Below are 19,044 nucleotides of genomic sequence, written 5' to 3' on the forward strand. Positions count from 1 at the left end.
CGATGACGATTTCTGCTCAGGTTATCGAAACAATTGTCGAATGGATTGATGATAATTTAAATCAACCATTGCGCATTGATGATATTGCCCGCCACGCGGGATATTCAAAATGGCACTTGCAGCGTTTGTTTATGCAGTACAAAGGTGAAAGCCTCGGGCGTTACATCCGTGAACGTAAGCTATTACTGGCGGCGCGTGACCTGCGTGATACCGACCAGAAAGTGTACGATATTTGTCTGAAGTATGGCTTCGATTCACAACAGACTTTTACACGGATTTTCACTCGTACGTTTAGCCAGCCGCCCGGCGCTTATCGTAAAGAAAATCACAGTCGCACCCACTAGCGCAGCAAGGGTTCTCGCGGGATTAATCTGCCAGCGAGAACCAGCGTCGCCAGATGAAGCGCAGAACAAAATACTCAATCACCCCCAGCAGTAAAAACCACAGACAAAACAGCAAAGTATAAAACTGATTGAGATCCATTAAATGAAAGGCGGCGACGAACTTTTGTGCCAGCACCAGGCCGAGCGAGGGCGCAGGTAGCAGCAGGCAGGAAAGAAACGCCATCAGCAGGATCCCGGCGGCGGTCATTAGTGATTCAAGCGGGTGTTTCATAACATTGTTAAACTTGAGTTAAAAACCCATTGTCCGGGATATCTTCCGCTAACGCAAACCCTGCTTAAAGCCCAGACCAGATCTCACAATGTTTCTTCACCAGACCGCTTAATGACCCGCCTTTCGCGACGAAATCACGCATCTGTTGCGCTTCATTATGACCATTTTTCACCTGCTGTCGTAGGGCGGTAATCGCGCTGGTAGCGCCCACTTTTTTCGCCGAGGATGCAACGTTTTCCAGCAGCCGTAGCGTGTCATCCGCCAGACGATGATGATCCCCGGTGTTCACATCGGTTAATACCCCATCCATACCAAAACGGCAGGCCTGAAAACGATTAAATTTGTAAAGCAGGTAATCACGCTCCTGGTGTTTGAACGGACGTTCGGTTAATAACCAGTGGGAGGTGGCCTGAATTAATCCTGCCATATTAACGGCATGGTCAAGGGTCAGTGGGGTGTCCATCACCCGAACTTCTACTGTGCCAAAGTGTGGGCTTGGGCGGATATCCCAGTGCAGATCTTTAATGCTGTCAATCATGCTGGTCCAGGACAGTCGGCGAAACAGTCCTTCAAATTCCTGCCAGGTTTTAACCCATGGCATGGGGCCGTTATCGGGAAATCCGGAGAAAATATTAAGGCGCGCGCAGGCAAATCGTGTGTCGGCTTCCTGCATGTAAGGTGAGGCGGCTGAGAGTGCAATAAAATGGGGAACAAACCGCGACAGGCCGTGCAGGAGGTAAATCGCGTCATCACCGTTTTCACAGCCAACGTGGACATGCTGACCAAACACTGTCGCCTGCTGAATGAGATAGCCAAAGTTTTCCAGGTTACGCCGGTAGCGCTCGTCATCACACACTTCCTGGCGCTGCCACTTTTGAAAGGGATGTGTACCCCCGCCGCAAATTTCGAGGTGGTATTTACCGGCAGATCGCATAATGACCTGCTGCATAGTGGAAAATTCCGCCGCTGCCTGATCAATGTTGCGACAGACGCCGGTCGCCATCTCCAGCATACTTTCGGTGATATCGTGTTTCACCTCTCCGGCGGTGAGTTGTGGTTTAACATCGTCGATCAGCCGAGAAGAGTCCTGACTCAGATCGAAACCTGGAGGGTTGACCACCTGCATTTCCAGTTCAATCCCTAACGTAAACGGTTCGGAGACGTGAAAATCGGGTAGTGACATAGCGCTTTCCCTTCTGCGTTGATTTTTAATCAGTATAGAAGGGCAGGGGGTTTTTCGTTCAGTGTCAGAAATCGCGCACCTGCGCTTTGACCGTAAAATGGCCGATGCTATAACTGTTTTTTACTTTTTATACAGGGGTGAACTGTGCCGGAAATAAATGTTTATGGGCAGACGGTAGGAGACGCACTTCCAGACTGGAATGGTGCGTCAGCACTGACTCGGATGTTGCTGGAAGGGCATTATTGCCGTCTTGAGCCTTTGGATGCCGACAGCCATGCAGCCGATCTGTTTGACGCCTACGCGCAGGCTCCTGATGAGCGTGACTGGACCTGGCTTGCCAGCACACGTCCATCGAACGTTGAGGAGACCGTGCGCTGGATTATGGGGAAATCAACAGATGCGTCTCTGGTTCCCTATGCGGTGATTGATTTACGCTCAGGACGTGCCGTGGGTCTGGTGTGTTTTATGGCGATCGATCTTGTAAACGGCTCGGTGGAAATTGGTCATGTGACATGGTCGCCACGCATGAAAAATACGGTGCTGGGCACCGAAACCATCTGGCTGTTGCTGAACCAGGCATTTGCTATGGGCTACCGTCGCGTGGAGTGGAAATGTGACTCGCTGAATGTCGCGTCCCGTCGGGCGGCGGAGCGTTTAGGGTTTGTTCACGAAGGACGCTTTCGCCAGAAGATTGTGCGTAAGGGACGCAATCGCGACAGCGACTGGCTATCGATGATTGACGGCGAGTGGCCGCAATGTGACGCCGTTTTGCAGCGCTGGCTGGCCCCGGAAAACTTTGACGAAAAAGGGCGGCAGCGAAAAACGCTGGCGGCATGTAGAGCGATTTAAGTTAACGCCCGCAGTATGTGATATCTGCGGGCGAATTGGCATTTACCAACAGATAAAGCCGCCGTCCACCACCAGATCTACACCGGTGCAAAATGAGGCGGCATCGCTGGCAAGAAATAACGCCGGGCCTGCCATTTCTTCCACCTTAGCCATTCGCTGAATGGGCGTCTGGCTTTCAAACTCCCGTGTCTGATGAACCATCTCCGGACGGGTATTCATCGGCGTGGCGGTATAGCCTGGGCTGATTGAGTTCACGCGAATACCTTTTTCAATCCACTCCATCGCCAGGCTTTTTGAGAGATGAATGACGCCTGCTTTGGAACTGTTGTAATGCGCCTGTTCAAGTCCACGGTTAACGATAATCCCGGACATGGAAGCGATGTTGATGATCGAACCGCCGCCGGATTCAATCATCAGTTCTGCTTCGGCTTTACAGGAGTTCCATACGCCGGTGAGATTGATGTCAATTACGCGTTGCCACTGTTCGCTCTCCATTTCCAGCGCGGGATTGGCGTTAGCGATACCTGCCGCATTCACTGCAATATCCAGACGACCGAATTGCTTTTTCGCCAGCGCAACTGCGGCGCGCAGGTCGTTAAGCTGCCGGACATCGCCCGAATAGAGTGCAGCCTGCCCGCCAATTGCTTCGATATTATTGACGGTCTCTTTTAGTCCGCCGTCTTCGCGCAAGTCAAAGCAAACTACGCGAGCACCCGCACTGGCGAGGGCATACGCGATAGTCTGACCAATACCGCTGCCTGCGCCGGTCACGAAAGCGACGCGCCCTTCAAGGTTAAACAGTTGTTGAGCAAAATCTTTTGCGATCATAGTGATGACTCTCCCTGCGAATACCCTTGCGGGCGTTACGACATAATCAGGCCGCCATCGATATTGATGGTTTGTCCGGTGAGATAACGAGCATCGTCAGAGGCCAGGAAAGCGACCAGTCCGGCGACATCCTCAGGTTTGCCCGCTCGTTTCATGGGAATGCCTTCAACCCATTCCGCCATCAGTTCACCTTTACCATAGCGTTTTTCATCGGTACTAAGGATCTCTCCCCATACGCGGTCGTTGTAATCCCACATTTCACTTTCGATAATTCCCGGGCAGAAAGCATTGACGGTGATATTCCACGGTGCCAGCTCATGCGCCAGACTTTGAGTAATACCGATCACGCCCATCTTGCTGGCGGCATAATGCGGGGTGTAGATAAAACCCTGGCGTCCCTGACCGGAGGACGTGTTAATCAGGCAGCCCTGGTTTTGTTTAACCATATATTTTGCGGCTTCCCTGCAGCAGAGCCACACACCGGTAGTGTTTACGGCGAGGACCTTTTCGAAATCCGCTTTCGGCATGCGGTCGAAATAATCGATAGTGATAACACCTGCGTTCTGGATGGATACATCAATGGTGCCAAAGCGCGCGGCGGCCTGTTCATACAGTGATTGCACCTGCGCCTCATTGGTGACATCAACCTGCAAAGACAGAATGTCGGCCTGGTAACGATGACGCAGTTTTTCAGCCGTTTCGTGGACACGTTCGGCATTGGATACCATCACCAGATTTGCGCCGTCTCGGGCGAAACGTTCGGCGATACCGGCTCCAATTCCCCGGCATGCGCCTGTGATGACGATTGTCTTACCATGAAAATCACGTTGCATATTTCTTTCCCCTGTATAAGCCGGGCATCAGATGCCCGGCGGAATGATGCTGATTAGCTGGATATCGTGTTTGCCGAGGGTGCCGCCGTCTGCTTTTCTTCATGGCGACGCATCAGAATGACCTTGTTCTGTAGCTTTTGCTGGAACTGGTCGACGACCACAGCAGTGACGATAACAACGCCTTTAATCACCATTTGCCAGAAATCGCTGACACCCATCATCACCATGCCATCCGCCAGAAAGACGATTACAAAGGCACCGATAATGGAGCCAGATACCCGTCCGCGTCCGCCAGCAAGAGCGGTTCCGCCCAGGACGGTGGCTCCAATGGCATCCATTTCAAACATGTTTCCGGTCATAGGATGTGCAGTTTGCAGTTGCGATGCCACAATCAGACCGACAAAAGCGGCACACAACCCGGAGAAGGCGTACACGAAGATTTTCGCTTTTACGATAGGTACGCCAGCCAGGCGCGCAGCAGATTCGTTCCCCCCGATAGCGTAGATATAGCGGCCAAGCGGGGTTTTGGTGGTGATCCAATAGCCCAATATCAGGAAAGCAATCATCAACCAGATGGGCAGATAAATCCCCAGTAGCGTGCCTGAACCCAGCGTGGCAAAGCCCGTGTTACCCAGTGCTTCTATACCGTTAAGGTTGGGGTAGGTGCTACCGTCATTAAACAGCAAGGCGGACCCCCTGGCGACGTACATCATGCCGAGGGTACAGATAAAGGGTGCAACTCCGAAGCGAGTGATTACCGCGCCGTTAACAAATCCAACAATGATGCCGAAGATAGCGACAAAGAGAATAACTTCTGGCACGTTGAAAAAGAGGATATTGCCGCCCCAGATGGGCAGTCCATTGGTAAGCAAGGCTCCGGCGACCATGCCGCAGATCCCGGCGACGGCTCCGACTGACAGATCAATGCCTCCTGTCAGGATCACCAGCGTCATACCAATCGCCAGTAACCCGGTGATCGCAACATGCTGGGTCATAATCAGCAGGTTAGATGTGGTCAGGAAATTCGGTACCATCACGCTGAAGAATGCGATCACCAGCAGCAGAGCGATAAACGTTCTGGCCTTCAGCAGGTACATATAAATCATATATTTCTGGTTCATGATGGATTCCAGCCTGATTAATCTTGAGGTGTAGAAGCCGCGATCAATTTCTCGCGAGTGACCGCATGGCGAGGGACATCTGCGGTAATGCGGCCATCGGCCATCACCAGAATGCGGTCCGCCAGCGCCATCACTTCGTCCAGCTCTGATGAGGAGAACATCACCGCCAGCCCTTGCTGAGCCATTTTGCCGATAAGGTGATATACGTCAGTTTTGGCGCCTACATCGATGCCGCGAGTAGGTTCATCGAGGAAGACCACTTGTGGTTGCGTCATTAATGCTTTGCCGAGCACAACCTTTTGCTGGTTGCCTCCACTCAATGAGGTGATAGGCAGCTCGGGATCGCTGACTTTGATGGCCAACTGCTGGATCATATTCTTCACGCTGGCCTGTTCTTTATGCGGGTTGAGCCATTTCCAGGCACGGCGAAATCCTTTCAGGCTGAAGTCAGACAGCGTCATGTTGGACTGAATTGACATCATCTGAATGACTCCTTCGCCCTGTCTGTCTTCTGGTACCAGCGCCAGCCCTTTTTTCAGTCGGGACTGAAAGTGGGCTTTATTAATGCATTCACCGTTGAGCTGAACATTCCCACTCTGGCAAGGCATCAGTCCAACCAGGCCTTTGAACAGTTCTGTACGTCCTGCGCCCAGCAGACCGTAGATTCCAATCACTTCACCTTTACTTAAGCTAAATGTTACGTCATTGAGCTTATAGCCGCCGCTGGGATGGAGCGCTGTGAGCCCCTGAACAGTAAGGATCGTGTCACCTTTTGGTGCAGGCTGATAATCGAAATGTTTTTTCTTATCGCCAACCATTTGCTCAATGATCCATGGAATGCTGGCATCGCTGACCGTTCTTTCACTGATAAATCGACCATCACGGAAGATAGTGATGTAGTCACCAATTTCCATCAGTTCTTCAAGACGATGAGATATATAGATGATGGTAACGCCACGCCGCTTGAGCTGCTCAATCACATTGAACAACACCTTTACCTCAGACTGGCTGAGGGCTGACGTTGGTTCGTCCATAATTAGAACGCGCGTATCTTTTGAAAGGGCACGGGCAATCTCAACCAGTTGCTGGTGGCCAATCCCGAGTTCATCCAGGGGCGTATACGGATCAACTTCCAGCTCAAGTCTTTCCAGTAAAGATTTAGCCAATGCATACTGGTACTTTTCGTTAATTCTCCCTTTCTGAAAGAACTCATTAGCCATGAAGATGTTGTCCATGACGTTCATATTTGGGAATAGATTCAATTCCTGGAAAATAATGCTAATACCCTGTTTTTCAGCCTGATGAGTTGAGTTCAGGGAAACTGGCTTGCCGTCCAGAAAGATTTGACCGGACGATGGGCTTTCAACACCAGCAAGCATTTTCATCATGGTGGATTTACCGGCACCATTTTCTCCGATCAGCACGTTTACTTTATTACGATATACCCGGTAATTAACGCTATCTAATGCGACTACCCCAGGGTAGACGCGTGACAGATCGCGGGTTTCGATAATAACTTCTGATTCGACTGGATGGGGAGCGACGATATCTTGCTGTTGCATTTTACTGTCCCCTCATCTTTTCTATTTTTGCCGGTGTAATATCCGGGAGCGTTTGCGGAATATCCCATGAAGAAAAAACACCATAGACTTGTGTTAATTCACCAGTTTTAAGTTGCGACGCTTGAATCATCTTTATCGCTTGTTCGTTAATGGCCCGACCATATTCGCCAAATAATACCTGGTCGTTGAAGTCGCCATAGCTGGCACCTTTATAGGCATCGCGTAATTGCGTACCACGCAGGGTTGGGCCTATCTGTACGATAATATTGCTGCCGCTTTTATCCGTGATAGTCATTTTTCCACTGCGGGAAGTGGTATCAAGATGACTAATTGGCCCCTCTACTTTCACGTAAAAGATACAGGGGTTTTCTTCCTGGGAACGGTAGCCAAGATTTTTACAGGCGCTATCAATGTCTGGCTCGGTTTGCAACGCGGCCATTAATTCAGCTACCGGACGAGCCTGTCCAACAATTTGTGGGACAATTTTGCTTTGCCACGTTTGGTCTATATTCGCCATATTTGGGTTTGGTGGAGATTTGAGATCCGCCAGCTCTTGCTGAGAGACGATGCGACATCCTCCGACGGTCAATACGGCCAGCGCCAGCCAGGCTTTTTTAGTCATAATATTCTCCTTTGCGCCTCGCGAGAGGCGCAATAACCCGAGATCAGGATTTGATATTGAAATCCTGTACTTTATCTGCGTTATCTTTAGTGATGAGAATGCCGCGGAACATGACGCGTTGTTTAGCTGGTTTTACGCCATTTTGCAGGTAGTTATCCAGGTCCGTGACGCCCTGTGCAGCGATCGCCTGAGCCTGAAGCATCACCGTGGCTTGTAGTGTTCCTGCTTTTACCGCATCGCGTTCGTCGTTGCTGCCATCAATGCCAACGACAATAACGTCGCTACGGTTGGCTGCTTTGAGCGCGGCGATGGCGCCAAGCGCTACAGGACCGTTACCGCAGATGACACCTTTAACGTCCGGATGTGCCTGCAGAATGCTGTCCATAATACGTTTACCGTCGATAAGCGTACCTTTTGCATCCTGTTTGGCGACGCTGGTCATGTCCGGGAACTGATCAATAACCTGGTGGAAGGACTTAGAGCGAGTAACGCAGTTATTATCAGCAAGGTTACAGGTCAATTCGGCATATTTGCCTTTTTCGCCCATCTTCTCAACAAATACGTTGGCCACTTCAGAACCAGCCTGGAAGTTATTATGGGTGATTTGTACAAGCGCAACATCATCAACCGGAATTTCCCTGTTGATTAATATGACAGGAATACCTGCTTTTTTTGCTTTTTCAATTGCCGCAACACTGGCGGTTGAGTCTGCATTATCCAGCACAATCCCCTGGACTTTTTTGCCGATGGCGGTATCGATTAATTCATTCTGTTTTTTAACATCTTCACTGTGCGAAAGAATCGTGGTTTTGTAACCTAACTCTTGCGCTTTTTCACTGGCACCTTTTGCCTCAGAGGCGTAATAAGGGTTATCCAGTGAGTTAACCATAATCATGATTGTCCCTTTATCTGCGGCATGGGCAGTAAAAGACAAAGCAGTCAGGGTTGCAGCGGTTAGCAGCGTTAAACGTAATTTCATGACAATGTTCTCTCTGTGTTGTTATTGTCGGGTACGGTGAAACAACGTAAAGCCTGAATTCTTTTATGGGCCGGAGTTCTCCTTTTATCGTTGGTAAAAAATCGTCACGTATTTTCCCTGGTAAGGCGTCAGACGGACGAGGCCGGTTTCCATAATGTTCTGTCTACCGCATGACGCCATTCTTGCCACCTTTTTTGCAGACGGTGATGACGGGCCATGTCGGGCTGAAATTTGCTGTGTACGGTTAAAAAGGCTTTTAAATCAGTGAGCGATCCAGGGTGAAGTGCTTTACGCGCCAGTAATGCTGCGCCAATGGCCGAAAGTTCCGGTACATCGCTGCGCATCACAGGGCAACCCAATAGATCTGCCTGATATTGCATTAACCAGTCATTCCTGGTTGGTCCGCCATCAACCATCAATGCTGACAGGCTAAAATCATTATGCTGTTGCATAGTGACCACGACGTCGGCGATTTGGTAAGTAATCGACTCGAGCGCGGCGCGAATTAAATGCGCCCGCTTTACACCCCGACTGAGTCCGCAGATAACGCCGCGGGCGCTGTCGTTCCACCAGGGCGCGCCTAGCCCGGTGAGGGCAGGGACAAAGTACACGCCGAGCGTTGATTCAACAGACTCTGGAAGGGTATTCAGCTCGTGAGTTAGTTCGGCGTCAGGCAGTTCGCTGAGTCCGGTGCTTTCCGCCATCCACGCAACTGCATCGCCGGTGTGTGGAATATTTCCTTCAAGGCCGTAAATGATGCTGTCGCCATCGTGCCAGGCGATAGTGGTAGCCAGCGCACCAATATCACTCTGCGCGGATTTCACTGGAGCCATTACAGAAGAACCTGTGCCGTACGTGGCCTTAACGCATCCCATCTCGCCGAGAGCATGGCCGAACAAAGCGGCGTGTGAGTCACCGACCATCGACATCACCGGAATGCCGTCCGGGATCCCATTCAGTCCACGGGTGTGACCAAATAACCCGCTCGATGGTTTGATTTCCGGCAATGCGGCGCGAGGAATATGGAACAATGACAGCATGGTGTCATCCCATTCTCCGGTGTGCAGATTGAGTAACTGTGTGCGTGCAGCATTGGAATAGTCGCAGGAGAAAGCTTCACCACCGGTTAAGTTCCACAGCAGCCAGCTATCGATTGTTCCAAGACAAATTAGTCCCTGTTCCGCGAGCAGTGGGCCATCGGTCACCGATTCCAGCAGCCAGCGCATTTTAGATGCTGAGAACAATGGGGCTATTGGCAGGCCTGTCGTTGTTTTAATCAACTGCTCTTTATTATCCTGGCGCAGTGCCTCGCAGTAAGCTGCACTGCGGGTACATTGCCAGGTGATGGCTGAATTCAGTGGTTTACCTGTATGACGATACCAGCCAATCGCGGTTTCTCGCTGATTACTGATCGCCAGTGCTGCCACGTTTTCTGCCCCAACGTGATTCACCGCTTTGGCAATGACGTCAATAGAAGCGTCAATCAACATTTCGCCGGATTGTTCAACCCAACCTTCTCGCGGAGTATGAATGGCCAGTGGTTGGGAAAACTTTGCGACGACATTGCCCTGATCATCAAGCGCTATTGCTTTCGCATTGGTCGTGCCTTCATCCAGCGCAATAATGAACTCTTTCTTCGCTGCACACATAGATTATCTCCTGAGTCACATTGCGTCCCGGCGTTGTAGGGAAATTCTCCCTCATTGTCGCGTCATTACTTCATCAGGTTCAGTTGTGACATATCGAATCTTTAATTTGTGAATATATATTCGGTATTGATTATTTATTTAATACCTTAGCCACAATCTGGCTGTTGAGCTACAGAAAAAATCATCAATTGTGCTGGTAATCACACTTAGCCTGACCAGGGAATACCCACTCGCAGCAAAAATTATGAGAAGGTGAATCCTTTCAGTTTATTGAAATTAAAGAGTTTTATGATGGCCTTTGTGTCAGGTGCTCACAACACACAGGCCTGGTTGGAAGTTAAGATTAGCCTGTTATCAACATGCGGGCGGTAGGATAGTCGGTGATCAGAACGTCGATATAGCCGCCATTCAGCGCACCCTTAATCGCGGCAACCTTATCCGTTCCTCCTGCCAGTGCCACCACATTCGGACATTTTTTCACTTTGTCGAGGGCCATACCGATAACCGGATCTTCATCATCCGTTAATACCGGTTGACCATTTTTGTCATAGTAGTGCAGACAAATATCGCCAACGGCACCGCGATCGGCCAGGACTTGCAGCATATCTTCGTGATAGTAGTTACCTGAGGTTTTCAGTAACTGAGAAGGTTCCAGAATACCGACACCAACAATAGCGATATCGACATTATCGAAGCGAGAAATGACGTCAGCGACGTCTTTACTGGCGATGAGGCGATTTTTCTCTTCGACCGAGCCTTCGATGCTTTGTGATGGAAGTAACCAGGCTTCACAGTTCAAATGTTGAGCAAGTGTCTGTGTCAGAATGGTAGCCTGTACGTTACCGTTAGGTCCTACACCACCCAGTAGTTGAATAACGCCACCTGCTTTAAGATTTTGGGTGTGGACTTCATCAACCATGGCGCGAATTGTTGAACTCCATGAAGATACCCCTACCAGATCTTTGGGCCGCAAGCGTGTTTCCAGGTAGTGTGCGGCGGCAGAGCCGATGGCCCGCTTGATGGTGTAATCACTGGCATCCTCTTCCGTATCCACCACAATTGCCTGCTTCAGCCCGTAGCGTTCTTCGATGCCTTTCTCAAGATTCAGGAAGATATTTGAGGGCTGGACGACGCTGATTTTTACCACACCTTCTTTTTGGCAGCGAGTGATGGCTCGGGATATAAACGACTGAGAAAGCGAGAGAAGCTGAGCAATATCGGATTGTTTGCGTCCCTCAAGATAGTAAAGGGTTGCGATTTTAACCAATAGCCGTTGTTCATCCTGCTTAGCCATATATTTCCCCGAAAATCATTTACGTACCGCCATTATCTTAGAGTGTTTTATCATACGCGAAAAATGAAGACAGTTAAGTGTGATAAAGCTCTAACTTTAACCAATACTCAAAAACAGCTATGGACAAAAATGGAAAATGGGTCGCATAATTGAATAAAGAGTCATCAGTGAATATATATTCATGATGATTTCAGGTCAACTGAATATTACCCGGCATCAGTTTGCATGCGGTAAGGAGGCAGAATGTTCCTGAGTATGACGCAGCGCGCAAGCCTTGTGATGCAACGCCTGGGGATTTCTGGTTTTTTTAGTCCCTGATGGAATAAATATTCCATATTGAAAATAAATTCAGAGGTATTAAATGAATCCCTACAACTATGATGTCCAGACACTTGAGCGCAAAGCGCGAGCTGTACGCCGCCACATCGTTAGACTGAATGCTAACAGCCCTGCGGGGGGACATACTGGCGCAGACCTCTCTCAGGTCGAACTGCTGACAGCGCTCTATTTCCGAATTCTTAATGTTGCCCCGGATCGTATCAATGATGAAGAGCGCGACGTTTATATCCAGTCTAAAGGGCATGCGGTAGGGTGTTACTACTGTGTCCTGGCGGAGGCGGGTTATTTCCCCATCGATTGGCTGGAAACGTATCAACATGCCAATTCCCATCTCCCCGGACACCCCGTTCGCCAGAAAACACCGGGCATTGAACTGAATACAGGCGCGTTGGGCCATGGTTTACCTGTTGCGGTCGGATTGGCGTTAGCAGCGAAGAAGAGCAACAGCACCCGCCGTATCTTTTTAATTACCGGTGACGGTGAACTAGCTGAGGGAAGTAACTGGGAGGCGGCACTGGCTGCGGCTCATTATGGTCTGGATAATCTAATCATTATCAACGACAAAAATAATCTCCAGTTGGCTGGGCCGACCCGAGAAATTATGAATACCGATCCTCTGGCAGATAAATGGTTGGCTTTTGGCATGAATGTTATGGAATGTCAGGGGAATGACATGACGTCTGTTGTCGCTGCGCTGGATGGCCTGAAGCAGGAGGGGAAACCTAATGTCATTATTGCCAATACCACGAAAGGCGCAGGTATCTCCTTTATTCAGGGGCGTCCCGAATGGCACCACCGCGTACCGAAAGGTGAAGAGATTGAACTGGCACTGGAGGAACTGAAAGATGAGTAATGCAGAGCACCTCGCAAACGTTATGGTCCAGGCATTTATTGACGCAGTAGAACGTGGTGTCGATCTGGTGCCGGTAGTCGCCGACTCTACATCAACCGCAAAAATCGCCCCCTTCATTAAGCAGTTTCCAGGGCGTTTGGTGAATGTGGGTATTGCCGAACAAAGCATGGTTGGAACGGCGGCTGGTTTGGCCCTCGGCGGTAAGGTGGCTGTCACTTGTAATGCCGCGCCATTCCTGATCTCACGTGCCAATGAGCAAATTAAGGTCGACGTTTGTTACAACAATACTAATGTGAAGTTATTTGGTCTTAACGCAGGTGCCAGCTATGGTCCGCTGGCGAGTACTCACCACTCGATTGATGATATTGCCATTATGCGCGGCTTCGGCAACATTCAGATTTTTGCCCCATCTTCGCCGCGTGAATGTCGTCAGGTTATCGACTACGCCATCGGTTATCAGGGGCCGGTTTATATCCGTCTTGACGGGAAAGCACTTCCGGAGCTCCATGACGAGAGTTATCGTTTTGTTCCAGGGGCGGTGGTGACGCTGCGTGAAGGAGGCAATGTAGCGCTGGTGGCGACAGGTTCGACAGTGCATGAAATCGTTGATGCTGCCGCGCTGTTGGCTGATTCCGGTATTCAGGCGACGGTGGTCAGTGTACCTTCAATTCGACCGTGTGATACGAAAGCGCTTTTATCTGCATTACAGGGCTGTAAAGCGGTGATTACCGTGGAAGAGCATAACGTTAATGGTGGTCTGGGAAGTCTGGTGGCAGAAGTGTTGGCAGAAGCAGGGGAGGGAGCGGTTCTGAGGCGGTTAGGGATCCCTGATGGTGAGTATGCTGCAGCAGCCGATCGTGGCTGGCTGCGTCAGTACCACGGATTTGACGCGCAGGCGATTGCCACTCTGGCACGTGAAATACTTTGAATACTAATCTGTCGCCAGGGAGATAACGTGGCTGTCTGAAAACAGCCACTGCACACGGTATGTCCGGGCGGGTGTCAGCAGGAGCAACTGCTGTTTCTGAACGCTGACAATTTGATATTGCAAAAACCCGGCGTTTACCTGTTGTAAAGCTGGGGTCGCTTTGAAGGCGCTCTCTTTGGCGGAAAAAGCCAGTGTGAGCGCCTGTTCAAAGGGCAGTCCACTCTCTACCATCCATGCTTTTTCTTTATCAGTCACTATGCTGCTTGCCAGCTCCGCTGCGGTTTGTGGCGTAAAAATGCGTTCCATATCCACGCCAACCGGATATGAAGATACGACGGCAAGCGCCGTGTGTTCGCAATGACTGATACTGCCAAACAAACTTTCTGGCCACAGGGGCTGGCGACGGTCGCCGATGCCGGGGATGTTTTTGATGCCATATTCACGCAGGGCATGGACTGCGGCAATACGCCCCGCCAGGTGTTCTGATTTTCGCTTCCGTCCGGCAGAGATTAGCTGTGCGTGATGGGGGAGCCAGAGTAAATCGTGCTCGTGAAAGCTGTCGGGCTCAAATTCGACAAGATGCAGCGTGTGGTCTGCAAAGGGAAGTGGTGTGTGTGTTGTGCGCATTGTCTTTGACAAATTCCCTCTCCTCACCAGGAGGAGAGGGAAAAATATTATCAGAAGCGCGTGTTAACGCTCATGTACCACGTACGACCCGGCTCGTTATAGGTGTACGCACCTGCACCTGCCATATAAGAAACGTCGGTCGTGCTGCCAGTGGTTTGGGCATTACCTGCACGCCACAAACGTTTGTCGAAGACGTTATCCACGCCGCCGGTCAGGCTGACATTTTTCATCACATCCCAGGTCGCGCTCAGGCCGACAATGCTGTACGGACTCACCTCATTTGCGGAGCTGCCGGTAACCGGTTTACCCTGGTAATCGTATTTTTTCGGCTGCTGTTTGCCATACCAGGTGAAGGTAGACTGCAATGACAAATCTTCGCGAGCCTGCCAGCTTAAGGTAGAGTTCAGCGTATATTCTGGAATAATCGACAGGCGCTCGCCGGTCTCTTTATTCTTGCTTTGCAGCATGTAAGTGATGTTGTTCGTCCAGTTAACGGTTTCGCTCACTGGTACGTTCAACGTCCCTTCCAGACCTTCGACCACCGCTTTAGGCACGTTCTCCCACTGATAGATATCGGTGTAAGTTGTCTTGCCTTTATTGGTGATGGACGTTCTGTCAAATGGCGTGGTACCGGCTTCGATCTTGTTACGGTAATCGTTGCGGAACCAGGTTACGCCGGCCAGCCAGCCATCGCGCTTGAACTCCAGGCCAATCTCTTTGTTGATACTGGTTTCTGCTTTTAGATCATCGTTGCCCATCATATAGCAACCAATGCCGCTGGCGGCTCCGGTGGCATAGCAACCCTGACCTTTACTGTACAGAATATAGTTCGGGTTGAGCTGGTACAGGCTTGGTGCCTTGTAGGCGCGAGCGATCCCCATTTTCAGGGTAAAGTCATCACCCAGACCTTGTGACAGGTTCAGAGAAGGACTCCAGTTATCGCCCACAATGCTGTGATGGTCGAAACGCAGGCCCGGGGTCAGCATGGTGCTGTCGGTCAGCTCCATATTGTTTTCAGCAAACAGGGAGAAAATTTCCGCTTTGGAATACGGGCTACGATCGGTGCTGTTGAAGCCAGGGATGTTGCCGCCCATAAAGGTTTGCGAGTTGGACAGCATGTCTTTCATACGCTGTTGGTTCCATTCGGTACCGAGCGTCAGATTTTGGTTAACCAGCAGATCCAGCGGAATACTGATTTCACTGTGCAGCATGACATCGTTCAGATCGGCATCAACATATTTTTGCGATGCGTTCGGGTCAAAGATCCCTTCTGTACCCCCGGCTAAACCTTCCGGCGTACGGGAGTTACGCGTATGTTCATACTGCACCCAGTTGCTGGTGGTAACGCCGTTATCCCAGCCGCCGTTCCAGGTCAGGGAGTAGTTTTGACGGTACAGACGATTGGTCTCTTTACCGTAGTTATCTTTCACCAGTTGGTTGGTGTTGGTGTTTTGGGTGTCGCCAGCGTACAGGTTGCCCTGGCGGCTATACCCGGCTTCAAGTTCCAGTGACTGGAGTGGAGCGAAATCCCAGCGTACAACGCCGTTGATGTCTTTGTTGATCACACCTTCGCGACCGGCAGGTAACGTGTTGGCATAGGTGCCGGTACGCTCTGACTGATGTCCCTGGTTGATATCCCATGCGTCGGCCTGGGTTTTATCGAGATTACCGTACAGGCGGAAGCTGAAATCCCCACCCATCGGGCCATTAAGGCTAAAGGTGGTACGTTTGGTCGAGCCTTCGTCTTTGTGTTCCGGGGCGTTGAAATAGGTATCCCAGGAACCGTGCCATTCGTTGCTGCCTTTTTTGGTGATGATATTCACCACGCCGCCCGCCGCACCGTTGCCGTAGCGTGCAGCAGCAGGGCCACGCAGTACTTCAATGCGCTCAATCATTTCCGGGGGTACCCAGGAGGTATCACCACGGGTATCGCGCTCGCCGCGCCAGCCCTGACGTACGGAGTTGCGGCTGGTGACTGGCTTACCGTCGATCAGGATCAGGGTGTTTTCTGGTCCCATACCGCGAATATCGATCTGACGGTTGTTACCTCGCTGACCGCTGGTTGAGTTACCGGTCAGGTTAACACCAGGCATGGTACGGATGATTTCCGAGACATCGCGAGCGGGAGGATTCTTACGGATTTCATCAGCAGTGATGGTTGAAACGCCTGGCGCCTGCAGGTTCTGTTGGGCAGCAGTGACGACGATGGTGTCTTCATGAGAGACGGCGGCGCTGTCGGTGTTATCTTCTGCCATTGCTGGCAGTGCTACCCCGTAAATACCTAAATTGACCAATAAGGCCAGTGAATGAATCTTGTTGTTCATTGTATGTCCTGCTTTCTTTTAGCCACGAGTACCAATGTGCCGTTTTGAAGCACCAGGCCTGATGTCGCCCGCATCTGCGAAAACTATCCATTCCAGAAAAGTTCGCAGCGCCAGGTCGGTTTATAAGTGGTGAAATAATGCGCGCGCTTCCCACAGCGCGGTAATACGCTATTGCAAATGCAAATAGTTATCAATAATATTATCAATATATTTCACGCCTAAATAAAAAATTGCACAATAAACATGGGGTTATGACGGTGACGACGTTAATGATGGGAAGCGAAGCGTGGTGGCAGTCAAAACAAGGCCCTGAGTGGGTGCGCGAGGATAGCGGTGATTACCGTGTGACCTTTTGGTGGCGTGATCCGCAGGGAACGGAGAAAACGTCGGCAATTCGTCATGTGTGGGTCTACATTACCGGTGTGACCGATCACCATCAAAATGCCATTCCCCAGTCGATGCAACGCATTGATGGTACAAATGTTTGGTGCTGGAGCACCACTATGAGCGCTCACTGGCGCGGTAGCTACTGCTTTATCCCCTCTGAACGAAACGATATTTTTGCCGCGTTATCTGTTGGTGATACGCCAGACAGAGCGACTCTTCGGGAAGGTTGGCGCCAACTGTTGCCGCAGGCGATTGCCGATCCCCTCAATCCCCAAAGCTGGCAAGGCGGGCGTGGTCATGCGGTTTCGGCGCTGGAAATGCCTGATGCGCCCGTCCAGCCAGGCTGGGATTATCCTGAAACCCCTGACTCACCCGCGATATGCCTGCAATGGCGTAGCACACGGCTGGGTAATACGCGACGCGTGTGGGTATTTACCACTGGCGAGGCCAGCCCTGAGGATCGCCCGCTCGCTATTCTGCTGGATGGCCAGTTTTGGGCGCAAAGTATGCCCGTCTGGCCAGCACTGACTTCACTTACTCAGCGCAATCAGCTTCCAGCTGCCGTTTATCTCCTGATCGATGCCATCGACACGTCTCATCGCAGCCATGAGTTGCCGTGTAATGCTGATTTTTGGTTGGCAGTACAGCAGGAGTTGCTGCCACTGGTGAAGGCGACTACCGCGTTCAGCGATGACCCGCAGCGCACCGTGGTGGCCGGGCAAAGTTTTGGCGGATTGTCATCGATGTACGCCGGATTGACCTGGCCCGAACGTTTTGGCTGCGTGCTCAGCCAGTCCGGCTCCTACTGGTGGCCTCATCGTGATAGTCATCAGGATGGGGTGATTATTGAACAACTAAAGGCGGGAGCGTTAAGCGCTCGGGGCCTGCGTATTGTTCTGGAAGCCGGTACTCGCGAACCGATTATTTTTTGCGCGAATCAGAGGCTTTACGCCCAGTTCCCTCCCGATTCACGGTCTTTTTTCTGGCGTCAGGTTGATGGTGGACACGATGCGCTTTGCTGGCGCGGCGGATTGATGCAGGGGCTGATGACGCTCTGGCAACCGCTTATCGACACGATTTAACCGGACGATGTTCCACGACAGGAGTTGAGTATGGAATTCAGTAATCCCTTCGATAACCCGCAGGGGCAGTTTTACATTCTGCAAAACCCACAACGTCAGTTTAGCCTTTGGCCGCAGCAGTGCTCACTTCCTGTTGGCTGGCAGGTTATATGCGAACCGCAATCTCAGGAAGTATGTCAACAATGGCTGGAGGCGCACTGGACCACGCTGACGCCTGCAAATTATGCCGATCGACAGGAGGCAGAATGACTCAGCGTTTACCGTTAGTTGCGGCTCAGCCGGGTATCTGGATGGCAGAAAAACTCTCCACATTACCCTCGGCATGGAGCGTAGCGCACTACGTAGAATTAACCGGGGAACTGAATGCGCCGTTGCTGGCGAAGGCCGTAGTTGCGGGACAGCAGCATGCCGATACTCTACGCATGCGCTTTACTGAAGATAACGGTGATGTTTGGCAATGGGTTGATCCTGCTCTGACTTTTGCCGAACCTGAGATTATCGATCTGCGCGGGAAATCCGCTCCGCATGAGGCTGCATGCGCGTTAATGCAGGCCGATCTGCAGCAGGACTTACGCGTCGATAGTGGGAAATCGCTGGTCTTTCATCAGCTCATTCAGGTGGAAGATAACCGCTGGTATTGGTATCAGCGTTACCATCACTTGCTGGTCGATGGCTTCAGTTTCCCGGCAATTACCCGCCATATAGTCGCAATCTACAGCGCATGGCAGCGTGGCGAAAAGACGCTTGACTCGCCTTTTACGCCATTTGTCGAAGTGGTGGAAGAGTATCAACAATATCGCGACAGTGACGCGTATCTACGCGATGGCGCTTTCTGGAACGAGCAGAGACGGCAGTTACCGCCGCCGGCATCGCTGTCAAGTAAACCGCTGCCGGGACGGGCGACCACTGCGGATATTATTCGCATGAAATTGTCAGCACCTGACGGCTCATTCCGTCAGCTTGCCGCTC

Annotated in this window: 19 protein-coding genes; 7 read left to right on the forward strand and 12 right to left on the reverse strand. The window is 51.1% G+C overall.

Annotated elements, in window-relative coordinates; translation table 11 throughout:
- Positions 1–2: 2 nt before the first annotated feature.
- Entirely contained in the window at positions 3–344 is a 342-nt protein-coding gene (locus AACS05_RS05730) for a RamA family antibiotic efflux transcriptional regulator (RefSeq protein WP_045440915.1), read from the forward strand.
- A gap of 22 nt (positions 345–366) precedes the next feature.
- Here the strand turns inward: AACS05_RS05730 and AACS05_RS05735 are convergent, their stop codons facing one another.
- Entirely contained in the window at positions 367–615 is a 249-nt protein-coding gene (locus AACS05_RS05735; protein WP_045440916.1) for a DUF1158 domain-containing protein, read from the reverse strand.
- Between the two features lie 64 nt (positions 616–679).
- A complete protein-coding gene (locus tag AACS05_RS05740) occupies positions 680–1,798 on the reverse strand; it encodes a YbdK family carboxylate-amine ligase (RefSeq protein ID WP_045440919.1) in 1,119 nt (372 codons plus the stop codon).
- Positions 1,799–1,942: 144 nt separating this feature from the next.
- Here AACS05_RS05740 and AACS05_RS05745 point away from each other — a divergent pair, with 144 nt between their 5' ends.
- The gene (locus AACS05_RS05745; protein ID WP_045440921.1) at positions 1,943–2,647 is read left to right on the forward strand and encodes a GNAT family N-acetyltransferase; all 705 of its coding nucleotides are present in this window, start codon (positions 1,943–1,945) and stop codon (positions 2,645–2,647) included.
- A gap of 42 nt (positions 2,648–2,689) precedes the next feature.
- Here AACS05_RS05745 and AACS05_RS05750 read toward each other — a convergent pair whose 3' ends face one another.
- The 8 genes from AACS05_RS05750 to AACS05_RS05785 form a co-directional block, all read right to left on the reverse strand.
- Positions 2,690–3,475: an SDR family oxidoreductase gene (locus tag AACS05_RS05750; RefSeq protein WP_045440923.1), complete on the reverse strand. Its 786-nt coding sequence runs from the start codon at positions 3,473–3,475 to the stop codon at positions 2,690–2,692.
- A 35-nt stretch (positions 3,476–3,510) separates the two neighbouring features.
- The gene (locus AACS05_RS05755) at positions 3,511–4,308 is read right to left on the reverse strand and encodes an SDR family oxidoreductase (RefSeq protein WP_045440925.1); all 798 of its coding nucleotides are present in this window, start codon (positions 4,306–4,308) and stop codon (positions 3,511–3,513) included.
- Positions 4,309–4,361: 53 nt separating this feature from the next.
- Positions 4,362–5,429 (reverse strand): ABC transporter permease, encoded by a 1,068-nt coding sequence (locus tag AACS05_RS05760; protein WP_045440927.1) that lies wholly within the window; start codon positions 5,427–5,429, stop codon positions 4,362–4,364.
- A gap of 17 nt (positions 5,430–5,446) precedes the next feature.
- Complete coding sequence (locus AACS05_RS05765; RefSeq protein WP_045440929.1) at positions 5,447–6,991, reverse strand: sugar ABC transporter ATP-binding protein; 1,545 nt, start codon at positions 6,989–6,991, stop codon at positions 5,447–5,449.
- Between the two features lies 1 nt (position 6,992).
- A complete protein-coding gene (locus AACS05_RS05770; protein WP_045440931.1) occupies positions 6,993–7,613 on the reverse strand; it encodes a DUF2291 family protein in 621 nt (206 codons plus the stop codon).
- A gap of 43 nt (positions 7,614–7,656) precedes the next feature.
- Positions 7,657–8,592 carry a D-ribose ABC transporter substrate-binding protein gene (locus AACS05_RS05775; RefSeq protein ID WP_045440932.1) on the reverse strand — a complete coding sequence of 312 codons (936 nt, stop codon included), beginning with the start codon at positions 8,590–8,592 and terminating at the stop codon, positions 7,657–7,659.
- Between the two features lie 128 nt (positions 8,593–8,720).
- Positions 8,721–10,241 carry an FGGY family carbohydrate kinase gene (locus AACS05_RS05780; RefSeq protein ID WP_045440934.1) on the reverse strand — a complete coding sequence of 507 codons (1,521 nt, stop codon included), beginning with the start codon at positions 10,239–10,241 and terminating at the stop codon, positions 8,721–8,723.
- Positions 10,242–10,584: 343 nt separating this feature from the next.
- The gene (locus tag AACS05_RS05785) at positions 10,585–11,535 is read right to left on the reverse strand and encodes a sugar-binding transcriptional regulator (RefSeq protein WP_045440936.1); all 951 of its coding nucleotides are present in this window, start codon (positions 11,533–11,535) and stop codon (positions 10,585–10,587) included.
- Between the two features lie 361 nt (positions 11,536–11,896).
- On the opposite strand from AACS05_RS05785, the gene AACS05_RS05790 reads away from it, so the two are divergent.
- On the forward strand, positions 11,897–12,727 hold the full coding sequence (locus AACS05_RS05790) for a transketolase (RefSeq protein WP_045440938.1): 831 nt from the start codon (positions 11,897–11,899) through the stop codon (positions 12,725–12,727).
- Positions 12,720–13,655 (forward strand): transketolase family protein, encoded by a 936-nt coding sequence (locus AACS05_RS05795; protein WP_045440940.1) that lies wholly within the window; start codon positions 12,720–12,722, stop codon positions 13,653–13,655. Before AACS05_RS05790 ends, AACS05_RS05795 begins: the two co-directional genes overlap by 8 nt.
- A 3-nt stretch (positions 13,656–13,658) precedes the next feature.
- Here AACS05_RS05795 and entD read toward each other — a convergent pair whose 3' ends face one another.
- Together entD and AACS05_RS05805 are read right to left on the reverse strand one after the other, a co-directional pair.
- The gene (gene entD / locus AACS05_RS05800; RefSeq protein WP_045440943.1) at positions 13,659–14,282 is read right to left on the reverse strand and encodes an enterobactin synthase subunit EntD; all 624 of its coding nucleotides are present in this window, start codon (positions 14,280–14,282) and stop codon (positions 13,659–13,661) included.
- A gap of 50 nt (positions 14,283–14,332) precedes the next feature.
- Complete coding sequence (locus AACS05_RS05805) at positions 14,333–16,606, reverse strand: TonB-dependent siderophore receptor (RefSeq protein WP_045440945.1); 2,274 nt, start codon at positions 16,604–16,606, stop codon at positions 14,333–14,335.
- A 251-nt stretch (positions 16,607–16,857) separates the two neighbouring features.
- On the opposite strand from AACS05_RS05805, the gene fes reads away from it, so the two are divergent.
- The 3 genes from fes to AACS05_RS05820 form a co-directional block, all read left to right on the forward strand.
- Entirely contained in the window at positions 16,858–18,075 is a 1,218-nt protein-coding gene (fes, locus tag AACS05_RS05810) for an enterochelin esterase (protein WP_081918184.1), read from the forward strand.
- 30 nt (positions 18,076–18,105) lie between these two features.
- Entirely contained in the window at positions 18,106–18,324 is a 219-nt protein-coding gene (locus AACS05_RS05815; RefSeq protein ID WP_045440946.1) for an MbtH family protein, read from the forward strand.
- Positions 18,321–19,044: condensation domain-containing protein (locus AACS05_RS05820; RefSeq protein ID WP_223306977.1), on the forward strand; the 724-nt coding region annotated here is incomplete at its 3' end. The genes AACS05_RS05815 and AACS05_RS05820, both read left to right, overlap by 4 nt.

Origin of the sequence: Citrobacter sp. S-77 (assembly GCF_963864895.1) — a bacterium.
Taxonomy (GTDB): Bacteria; Pseudomonadota; Gammaproteobacteria; order Enterobacterales; family Enterobacteriaceae; genus Citrobacter; species Citrobacter murliniae.

Bases quoted from the DNA above. Each gene is read 5' to 3' on its own strand.
- AACS05_RS05815 (WP_045440946.1), top strand. From the start codon at position 18,106: ATGGAATTCAGTAATCCCTTCGATAACCCGCAGGGGCAGTTTTACATT.
- AACS05_RS05740 (WP_045440919.1), bottom strand. From the start codon at position 1,798: ATGTCACTACCCGATTTTCACGTCTCCGAACCGTTTACGTTAGGGATT.
- entD (WP_045440943.1), bottom strand. From the start codon at position 14,282: ATGCGCACAACACACACACCACTTCCCTTTGCAGACCACACGCTGCAT.
- AACS05_RS05790 (WP_045440938.1), top strand. From the start codon at position 11,897: ATGAATCCCTACAACTATGATGTCCAGACACTTGAGCGCAAAGCGCGA.
- AACS05_RS05765 (WP_045440929.1), bottom strand. From the start codon at position 6,991: ATGCAACAGCAAGATATCGTCGCTCCCCATCCAGTCGAATCAGAAGTT.
- AACS05_RS05770 (WP_045440931.1), bottom strand. From the start codon at position 7,613: ATGACTAAAAAAGCCTGGCTGGCGCTGGCCGTATTGACCGTCGGAGGA.
- AACS05_RS05775 (WP_045440932.1), bottom strand. From the start codon at position 8,592: ATGAAATTACGTTTAACGCTGCTAACCGCTGCAACCCTGACTGCTTTG.
- AACS05_RS05755 (WP_045440925.1), bottom strand. From the start codon at position 4,308: ATGCAACGTGATTTTCATGGTAAGACAATCGTCATCACAGGCGCATGC.
- AACS05_RS05805 (WP_045440945.1), bottom strand. From the start codon at position 16,606: ATGAACAACAAGATTCATTCACTGGCCTTATTGGTCAATTTAGGTATT.
- fes (WP_081918184.1), top strand. From the start codon at position 16,858: ATGACGGTGACGACGTTAATGATGGGAAGCGAAGCGTGGTGGCAGTCA.
- AACS05_RS05730 (WP_045440915.1), top strand. From the start codon at position 3: ATGACGATTTCTGCTCAGGTTATCGAAACAATTGTCGAATGGATTGAT.
- AACS05_RS05750 (WP_045440923.1), bottom strand. From the start codon at position 3,475: ATGATCGCAAAAGATTTTGCTCAACAACTGTTTAACCTTGAAGGGCGC.
- AACS05_RS05735 (WP_045440916.1), bottom strand. From the start codon at position 615: ATGAAACACCCGCTTGAATCACTAATGACCGCCGCCGGGATCCTGCTG.
- AACS05_RS05760 (WP_045440927.1), bottom strand. From the start codon at position 5,429: ATGAACCAGAAATATATGATTTATATGTACCTGCTGAAGGCCAGAACG.
- AACS05_RS05780 (WP_045440934.1), bottom strand. From the start codon at position 10,241: ATGTGTGCAGCGAAGAAAGAGTTCATTATTGCGCTGGATGAAGGCACG.
- AACS05_RS05785 (WP_045440936.1), bottom strand. From the start codon at position 11,535: ATGGCTAAGCAGGATGAACAACGGCTATTGGTTAAAATCGCAACCCTT.
- AACS05_RS05795 (WP_045440940.1), top strand. From the start codon at position 12,720: ATGAGTAATGCAGAGCACCTCGCAAACGTTATGGTCCAGGCATTTATT.